The 7291-nt window shown below is 44.4% G+C and carries 9 protein-coding genes; 4 read left to right on the top strand and 5 right to left on the bottom strand.

The features are described 5' to 3' along the window. Positions 1-539, top strand: a 539-nt coding sequence (locus AC5JL3_RS06955; protein WP_496073782.1) for a WD40 repeat domain-containing protein, incomplete at its 5' end; no start/stop codon positions are given. 32 nt (positions 540-571) lie between these two features. Here AC5JL3_RS06955 and AC5JL3_RS06950 read toward each other — a convergent pair. The 4 genes from AC5JL3_RS06950 to AC5JL3_RS06935 form a co-directional block, all read right to left on the bottom strand. After that, on the bottom strand, positions 572-823 hold the full coding sequence (locus tag AC5JL3_RS06950) for a transposase (protein ID WP_496073781.1): 252 nt from the start codon (positions 821-823) through the stop codon (positions 572-574). After that, positions 795-1220: a transposase gene (locus AC5JL3_RS06945; protein WP_496073780.1), complete on the bottom strand. Its 426-nt coding sequence runs from the start codon at positions 1218-1220 to the stop codon at positions 795-797. The genes AC5JL3_RS06950 and AC5JL3_RS06945 overlap by 29 nt, the downstream gene beginning before the upstream one ends. 272 nt (positions 1221-1492) lie before the next feature. Next, complete coding sequence (locus AC5JL3_RS06940; RefSeq protein WP_496073779.1) at positions 1493-1681, bottom strand: hypothetical protein; 189 nt, start codon at positions 1679-1681, stop codon at positions 1493-1495. A gap of 29 nt (positions 1682-1710) precedes the next feature. Next, the gene (locus AC5JL3_RS06935) at positions 1711-1854 is read right to left on the bottom strand and encodes a hypothetical protein (RefSeq protein ID WP_496073778.1); all 144 of its coding nucleotides are present in this window, start codon (positions 1852-1854) and stop codon (positions 1711-1713) included. A gap of 531 nt (positions 1855-2385) precedes the next feature. On the opposite strand from AC5JL3_RS06935, the gene AC5JL3_RS06930 reads away from it, so the two are divergent. The 3 genes from AC5JL3_RS06930 to AC5JL3_RS06920 all read left to right on the top strand — a co-directional run bounded on the left by AC5JL3_RS06930 (position 2386) and on the right by AC5JL3_RS06920 (position 4123). Beyond that, positions 2386-3105: a transposase family protein gene (locus AC5JL3_RS06930; protein WP_496073777.1), complete on the top strand. Its 720-nt coding sequence runs from the start codon at positions 2386-2388 to the stop codon at positions 3103-3105. 105 nt (positions 3106-3210) lie between these two features. Further along, the gene (locus AC5JL3_RS06925) at positions 3211-3528 is read left to right on the top strand and encodes a hypothetical protein (RefSeq protein WP_496073776.1); all 318 of its coding nucleotides are present in this window, start codon (positions 3211-3213) and stop codon (positions 3526-3528) included. A 469-nt stretch (positions 3529-3997) separates the two neighbouring features. Next, the gene (locus AC5JL3_RS06920; protein WP_496073775.1) at positions 3998-4123 is read left to right on the top strand and encodes an alcohol dehydrogenase catalytic domain-containing protein; all 126 of its coding nucleotides are present in this window, start codon (positions 3998-4000) and stop codon (positions 4121-4123) included. A 222-nt stretch (positions 4124-4345) separates the two neighbouring features. Here the strand turns inward: AC5JL3_RS06920 and AC5JL3_RS06915 are convergent, their stop codons facing one another. After that, complete coding sequence (locus AC5JL3_RS06915; RefSeq protein ID WP_496073774.1) at positions 4346-7183, bottom strand: phosphoinositide-specific phospholipase C-related protein; 2838 nt, start codon at positions 7181-7183, stop codon at positions 4346-4348. Between the last annotated feature and the right edge of the window lie 108 nt (positions 7184-7291).

The raw sequence follows: 7291 nt of genomic DNA, 5'->3' as shown, positions 1-7291 counted from the left end.
GTGACGACAAAACGGTACGCTTGTGGAACATTTTGGGCAACCCAATTGGGCAACCTTTACAAGGTCATACAGGTACGGTCAGAGCTGTTGCCATCAGTCCCGATGGCAAGATGATTGTTAGCGGCAGTGACGACAAAACGGTACGCTTGTGGAACATTTTGGGCAACCCAATTGGGCAACCGTTTTCAGGTCATACTCGTGCTATCAGCGCTGTTGTCTTCAGTCCCGATGGCAAAACTATCATCAGTGGTAGTTTGGACAGAACAGTACGCCTATGGGACACTTCAGGCAACTCGATTGGGCAACTTTTTTCTGGTCATACGCTTGCTGTCCAATCTGTTGCCATAAGCCCCAATGGCAAAATCCTTGCCAGTGGCAGTGATGACAATACGATACGCTTGTGGTCAGCCAAATGGGAAGATTGGCTGGGAATTGCCTGTAACCAATTGCGATATCATCCAGTGTTGCAAAACCCACAGACATTAGAGCAACGAGAGGCTAGAAACACCTGCCAAACATATTTTGGGCATCGTAGATGACTAGACCAGCTCGGCAGAAATAACCCACCAGCCTAGCCTGCATCTGGGAAACCCTCAAACTTCCATTGAAAGGGTTTAGCAAATGTGCGATTGTAATAAGCAATAAAGTTAATAATTTTTTGCTTGAGGTCTTGGGTTGAGGTAAAGTTACCTCGCTTAAGCAAGCGCCGCATCAAAATGCTAAACCAACATTCAATCTGATTGAGCCAAGATGTATGTTTGGGAATATAAACAAAGTGAATTCGATGCTTGGAGTCAGATAAGAAAGCTTTTCGAGTTTTCAACGAACAAGAGGATACCTGTTTTTTGCTTGACTCCCAAATCAGTCACAATACGGCAGCGTTCTGCTACCAGACGTACCAAGGATTCGGATTGATGAATGTTGAGTTGGTCAACAATGAAAATCCAGCCAGCTTCCGGGTCAGTGTCGAGAGTTCGAGCAATATGGTTTTTGAAATCTTCTTCTGTACGAGTAGCACCGATAGTTGGGTTAATTAGCTGACCTTTGGCGATATGCCAATTAGCCAGCAGAGTTTGAGTGCCATGTCGAATGTACTCGAACTCTATACGCTCGACTTGTTTTGGTCGCATGGGTAAAGCCGGATGTAATCTTTCCAAGGCTTGGATGCCACTCATCTCGTCGGTGCTGACCAAATGAATGCCTTGCGTCAATAATTCCAAGGCTTTTCGGTGTAGCTGACAGATGTAAGTTACTTGTTGTCTAAATTCAACAGGGTCGTCAGGATTAGCATTGAGCCAATACCGATGACGATAGCGAAGCGTTAGCGAGTCTTCGAGCGTCTGGGGTTGTAGAGTAGCTTCATGCGTAAAAAACGACCGACACTTCGGGGTGAAATTTTCTCCACAATCCCTCGTTTTATTGCTTCAGCGGCTAACTCAGTTGGAGTCCAATGACTGACAGGATAGCCCGATGCTTGAGGACTTTCACTTTTCTAAGCTACAATTTGAACGACCTGCTCTGTACTGAAGTAGTTAGTAGTCCCAGTCCGGTCGCGATCGCTTAAAACTCTGCTAATTAACGCCATCAACTCTCGGTCACTGCCATTTTCTGCTTCTACAGTTGCCAGTTGAGGAGTCGCCGCTAGCCATCTTTCTCGCCATAAGCGCACTTGACCCCACACGAAAAAGCAACTCTTGAGCGAGCTGGTTGTTACTCGCTCCAGTGGCAGCCAACAAGAGCAACTGCGATCGCCTCACCAGGCGATAAGGGAACGCGAGAGCGACGCACTATCTGTTTGAGTAGGGTTCGTTGTCTTGAGGAGAGGATTATTTTTTCCGCTTGGGGGCTGGGCATGGACTCTAGTTGTCAACTTGCTTGTTTTTTGAGCATTTGGTTATTGGCAGTTTACCCCAATTTTCACCCCAGTCTAGGCTGGTGGGTTACTTCTGCCGAGCTGGTCTAGGTTGTCGTTGACGAAGGGTCAGTTGCTACACAAACGCCAATCAGAGCGCGAAAGTACACAAGCGACGGCTTAAAATTTCCTAGATCGCCAATTGGCTTAGTTATAGCAACGGAAAAATTTTGGTCGTTAAGGCTGAAAAGCTTACAAATTAAGGCTTTTTTGCTGAAGGGGTGACAAGCAAGCTAAAGACTATATGAAACAAGCTTTTTACCCCATTGACCTACAAAAAAATGGGAGCTTATTGACAGGCTTATTGAAAAGAACTATCTCACCTAGCTATTCTCGATAATGATAATCACTCCGGGAGGAGAGGGAAGGCACAGTATACTGTGCCTTCCCTCCATACTTTTTTAAAATCCGGCTTTAACTTTCATGGTAAAAAAGAGCGGTTCCTTATTTTCAACAAGACCGCTCAACAAAAAATGCTTCCCGAATTGTATCTCAACTGTCTGGAGTCTCAACTTAGTGCATCTCAACTGCTAACCTTAGAAATGCTGGTGTGGCTGTTGCAGTTCCATAAACAAGTACGAATTGAAAGATTAGCAGCCTGTTTCCCCTCACCCATCCTGTATGAGAGCCGTCGCCGCCATGTACAAAGATTTCTAGTTTTACCGCAGCTAAGTATTCCTTTGTTATGGTTTCCTTTAATTAAGAGTATTCTTTTAACTCAAATCCAACCCGGAACTCAAGTTATTGTTCCCTTAGATAGAACCCAATGGAAGCAAAATAATTTGTTTGTCGTCAGTGTGATTTGGGATAAGCGAGCTTGGCCTATCTATTGGCAGTTTCTCTCACACAATGGCAGTAGCAACTTAGCTACTCAGCAAGCCCTACTGCGTCCCGTTTTACGCTTGCTCAAGAATTATGAAATTGTCGTCGTTGGAGATAGGGAATTTCGCTCGGTTGAGCTGGCTTATTGGCTCAAACAGAAGAAGGTATACTTCGCACTACGCCAAAAGCAGGGGAATTATATTAAGCTCAAGGGTCAAGAGTACCAAAAATTGAGTGGGCTGGGCTTAGCTCCCGGTATGAAGCTATTTTTCACCGGGGTCAACTTCACGAAAAAGAAGGGATTTGGTCAGTTTTCTTTAGCTGCTTACTGGAAACGAAAGTATCGAGGTAAAAGCCAGGATGAAGGATAGTATATTCTGACTAACTTGAAGAGTTTGGAGGCAGCTTTAAAGATTTATAAAGCGCGGAGTGGGATTGAAGCTATGTTCCGTGATTGTAAGAGTGGGGGTTACAACTTGGAAAACTCAAAAGCTTCTGTTGAGCGGTTAACCAACTTAGTACTTTTAATAGCACTTGCCTATACTTGTGCCGGATTACAAGGTCAATCCATTAAATCTAAAGGACAGCAAAAATATATAGGTCGTTTAAAAGAATTGAAAAGACTTCAACGACGGCATAGCAATTTTTGGGTGGGTTTATACGGACAGATGTGGATTGCCGCCCTAGAATTATGTAGCGATTGGGTGAAGGATTTAATGATGATTCGACCTAATAAGCGCAGGTTTTTTCAAAGAGGTTTGAGAGCGATGGCTCTGATTCAAGCGGATTTCTGATTCTGCCATTTTTTGAAGATAAAAAAAGTCAATCGGGGAGGGCGAGGTGTACCTCGCCCTCCCACCCCTAGCGAATGATTATCATTATCAAGAGCAGAAACTCAATCTCTCATTCGCAACAAACCTGTCAATAAGCTGAGATCTTTTCGTAGGTTTATGGCGTAGAAAGCTTGATTTATCAAGTCTTCAGCTTTCTTGTCACCCCTTCAGGCTTTTTTGAGTGTCCTGATTTCCAATTCTACGTTCGCTAGTATGAGTTCAACTGTCCCAATTTGAACCATAAATGGGACAGTCGCCATCCCGAACAACGATTTTTCGTCATTACAGACCTACAGGCAGTGAGCAGTCAGACATCAAAAATGGGACAGTTCCTTCTGACTCCTCACTAACGACCAAAATTTTTCCATTGTTAAGACTAAGCCCAATTCAGTAATCGCCAAAACCGGGTATAAATCTTGATTTAGGGGGTTTGAGTAGCAAAGGCATTTTCCCCAATTCACCGATTCCCGTTCCCTGTATTCCTGGGGTTGAAGCCACTGGAATTGTGGCAGCAATTGGTGATGAAGTGAGCGAGGTAAAGGTTGGCATCACGTAGCCTTCAATATTGAAGGCGCTGACACCTGAGCAGAAAAAGTCGTCGGGAATAGCGCGATTGCCTCGCTCTCAATTCTCAAAACCTTCGTAGGGCTTTAGTGGGCATTGCCTATATGACTTTAATTCTAATAGGAACAGTTTTACTGACAATGCTTCCCCTAAAACAGCACCTTGATGTCCATATAAGCTGAGTGCAAACGTGAATTTTTCGATGAATTTGCTCTCAGCTTTGACTAAAATCTTCCCATCTCCTATTCAGTTCATTAACAGCATTTTGTGCATTAGCTTCGTTAAGAGGAAGTTCAAAGAAGTCAACAGCAACAAAATTTGGAAGCTGTTTAACTAAAGGACTGCATTGGTTATCTATTCTCTCAATTATTTCTTGATAGTCATTATCCTTGACGGCATTGGTATAATCAGGCAGGTCTCTGAAATGGTTGAAGACAAACAATTTGGGATAATCAGCGTCTACGTATTTGCCATTGTCCCACCTAGATGGGCATTCCGATTTGGTCCCGAACCAACCAATACTCCAGTGATTTTCTTTTGTGTAATGTTGCTGGAATGCTACCCCAAATTTTTCTACTTCGTTATTGTGGTTTTTGGGTTGGCTGAAAATAACTAATCGCTTATTCCATTCGATCATATCGGATATGAGAGGCCATGCTTTCTTATCTTTTACGCGCCACTTCTCATCATTATCTGGATCGTATATTAACTCTTTGAGTCCCTCGATTTTTTCAAGTTCATCTTTTAGCTCATTAGTGTTAGTGTAATCTTCCAAAAAAATAGTTACTATTTGTCCTGGATTGCTCTTGATAAAGAGTACTACATCATTTAATGCTTGATAGAGTCTTTGCGAAGGTACAGTATAAGTACTTCCACGCACCCATACCCCATCGGCTCCATGCAATAAATATACTCCTTTCTCCGGAATCGCCCCCATCACATCCATAGAACTAGGTTCCTTGTAATATATATCAAGCATTAGCGCTCTAACCCCTTCTTTAAGCTGCTTAGCAATTGACATAGATTGACATGTCAAGATCCAATCAGCATCTTTATTGGTAAAAGAATTGTGTGTGCATAAATAACAACGTTCGTTATACCTCTCATTCCTCGGTTGGCTGGGTCTGTGTTCTTTCAAGAAGAGCGAAACGCTGGAATCAGTTCGTAGTGCGTTAATGCCTGTCTGCGGAGCAAGCGAGAAGTCTACTGTTTCATTCCCAGCCCAGTCGGAGATTTTCACGCCGCCTTTTGACAAATGCTCCCAATTACTCCCATTTGGCGTGTCCCGATCCCAACCAAACTGAAAGATAGTGTGAGCTTTGCTGCCGTTTGAAATGTAGTAGTGGGAATAATCCTCATAAGGGGCATCATCTCCTAGCTGATCCCCGTTATGTTGTTTCTGTAGGATATTGTTGAAGAACACGTTTTGCGGTCCAGTGGCTCCAGACCACTTGGATGCCTTCTCCCCAGCTCCCCACCAGATGGGATACCACTGACCTGTGTCTTGCTCGCCGCCTTCACCACCACAGTTAACAGTGCACTCGCCAGGAGCATGTTTATAAGGAACCCGCACGGTGTTCAGTTCAAATAGATTGCGACGCTCCCAGCCGCCATGTAAATTGAGGTCACAATCGAGGTCATTGCCGATTGCTACATTATTTGAAGCCGACCACTGAAAAGTGAAATGACGTAAGTCGCGGAGGATATTGTTGTGGTAGAGGCTATCCCAAACACGGCTACCTCGGAGATATCCATTGCCACCTTTGCCTTTATTCCAAGCTCCTTGCAGAAAATTATTTTGAATTTGTAGGTTCTTCGCCACTTCGGTGACTATCGGGTGAGAACCTGTCATAAAAGTGTGAATATTTCTAACCCAGCAGTTGGCAGCCCACTTAAACACGATGCCATGCATAGCGTATTCAGGCGCAAGATTACCGTAATTGTGGAGCGCATCTTCCGGTTTCAGGTTATACATCCCTCCACCTAGCTTAGGGATATTTGTCATATCCTGAGTAAGGTAAAATCTTTCAAAGCCAACGCCCTCCACCATATTGAGCGGTGTCACTTTGCTGGCATACGACTTACCATCACCAATCAATTCAAAGCCGTCAATAGTACTATTCTTCCAAACATGAAATTCCAACGGCTTGTCAATAGTCACGCGCTTATTGTCTTTGTCCACTGCTATTATTTTGAAAACTTGGTCAAACATATAAAAGTGTTTGTAGTGTCCCGCCTTAGCCCCCCAAGCCTTATACATCCACGCAGTAATGGGGACTTGTACCCAAAGAAACTTTCCATTCTGTAAGCTCGACATCCTGTCGGAGTTCTGACCGGAGTTATCTAGGGGAATCACCGTGTCCCCTCTCTCGGCAGCGTAGTTATTAGTTTGCAGCACTTCGAGTCCTGCTCTCCAATGGAAGTTAACACTCCCTTCATAGATATCCTTGCGGTTAGCTGGGGCATTTTTGTGCTCGTCTTGATAGCGGTCATGCACGTCGCGCACCTGTACCCGGAAAGCTCCCCGTCCAGGCCAGATCCAGCCTCCATTTCCATCCTTTTGATTTTCGATTCGCATTCGATCTTGGTCCCATCGGGTTCCATCCGCAGAGAGTTTGTCATAGCGGGTGTTTTCATCAGGACGGAAGACGATTTTGGTCGAAGTGGGGCTTGAAGGGTTATTGCCTTGCCCGCGAATGATCAGATAATTAGCGTCCACATAAATTTGTCTGGATATGTTGATCGTTCCTGAGGGCAATTCAATGAGACAAAGTCTGTTAAACGAAGCCTTTGGAGACCAATTGTCTTTAACAAAATCGATAGCCTTTTGTAGCCCTTCACTGCTGTCACTGCTATTCGGGATGACATTGTACTTTTCCCGTAGTTCATCCGCTGTAATCCTGTAGGCAATATCAGAGTCCGATGGAAGAGCTTGTCCTTCCCGATAGCCAGCCTTGCTCCAATCGGGTAAACCGGGAATGGGCGATCGACGATTGCTCTTGCTCAGATCTAAATTGGAAATCGCAATAGCTGTACCGAGTTCTTGTGCCATTATCCTGGGATTCTCATTTGTGGTGTGTCCGCTCTTCTACTTACCTAATAGGTGTCAGGAAAATCAACTTATACACTGATCGCTAATTGAGAAGGCTGCACTTACGCT

The organism is Symplocastrum torsivum (assembly GCF_059505465.1).
Note: the sequence above shows the minus strand (reverse complement) of the source record. Positions and strands in the feature narration are given on the sequence as shown.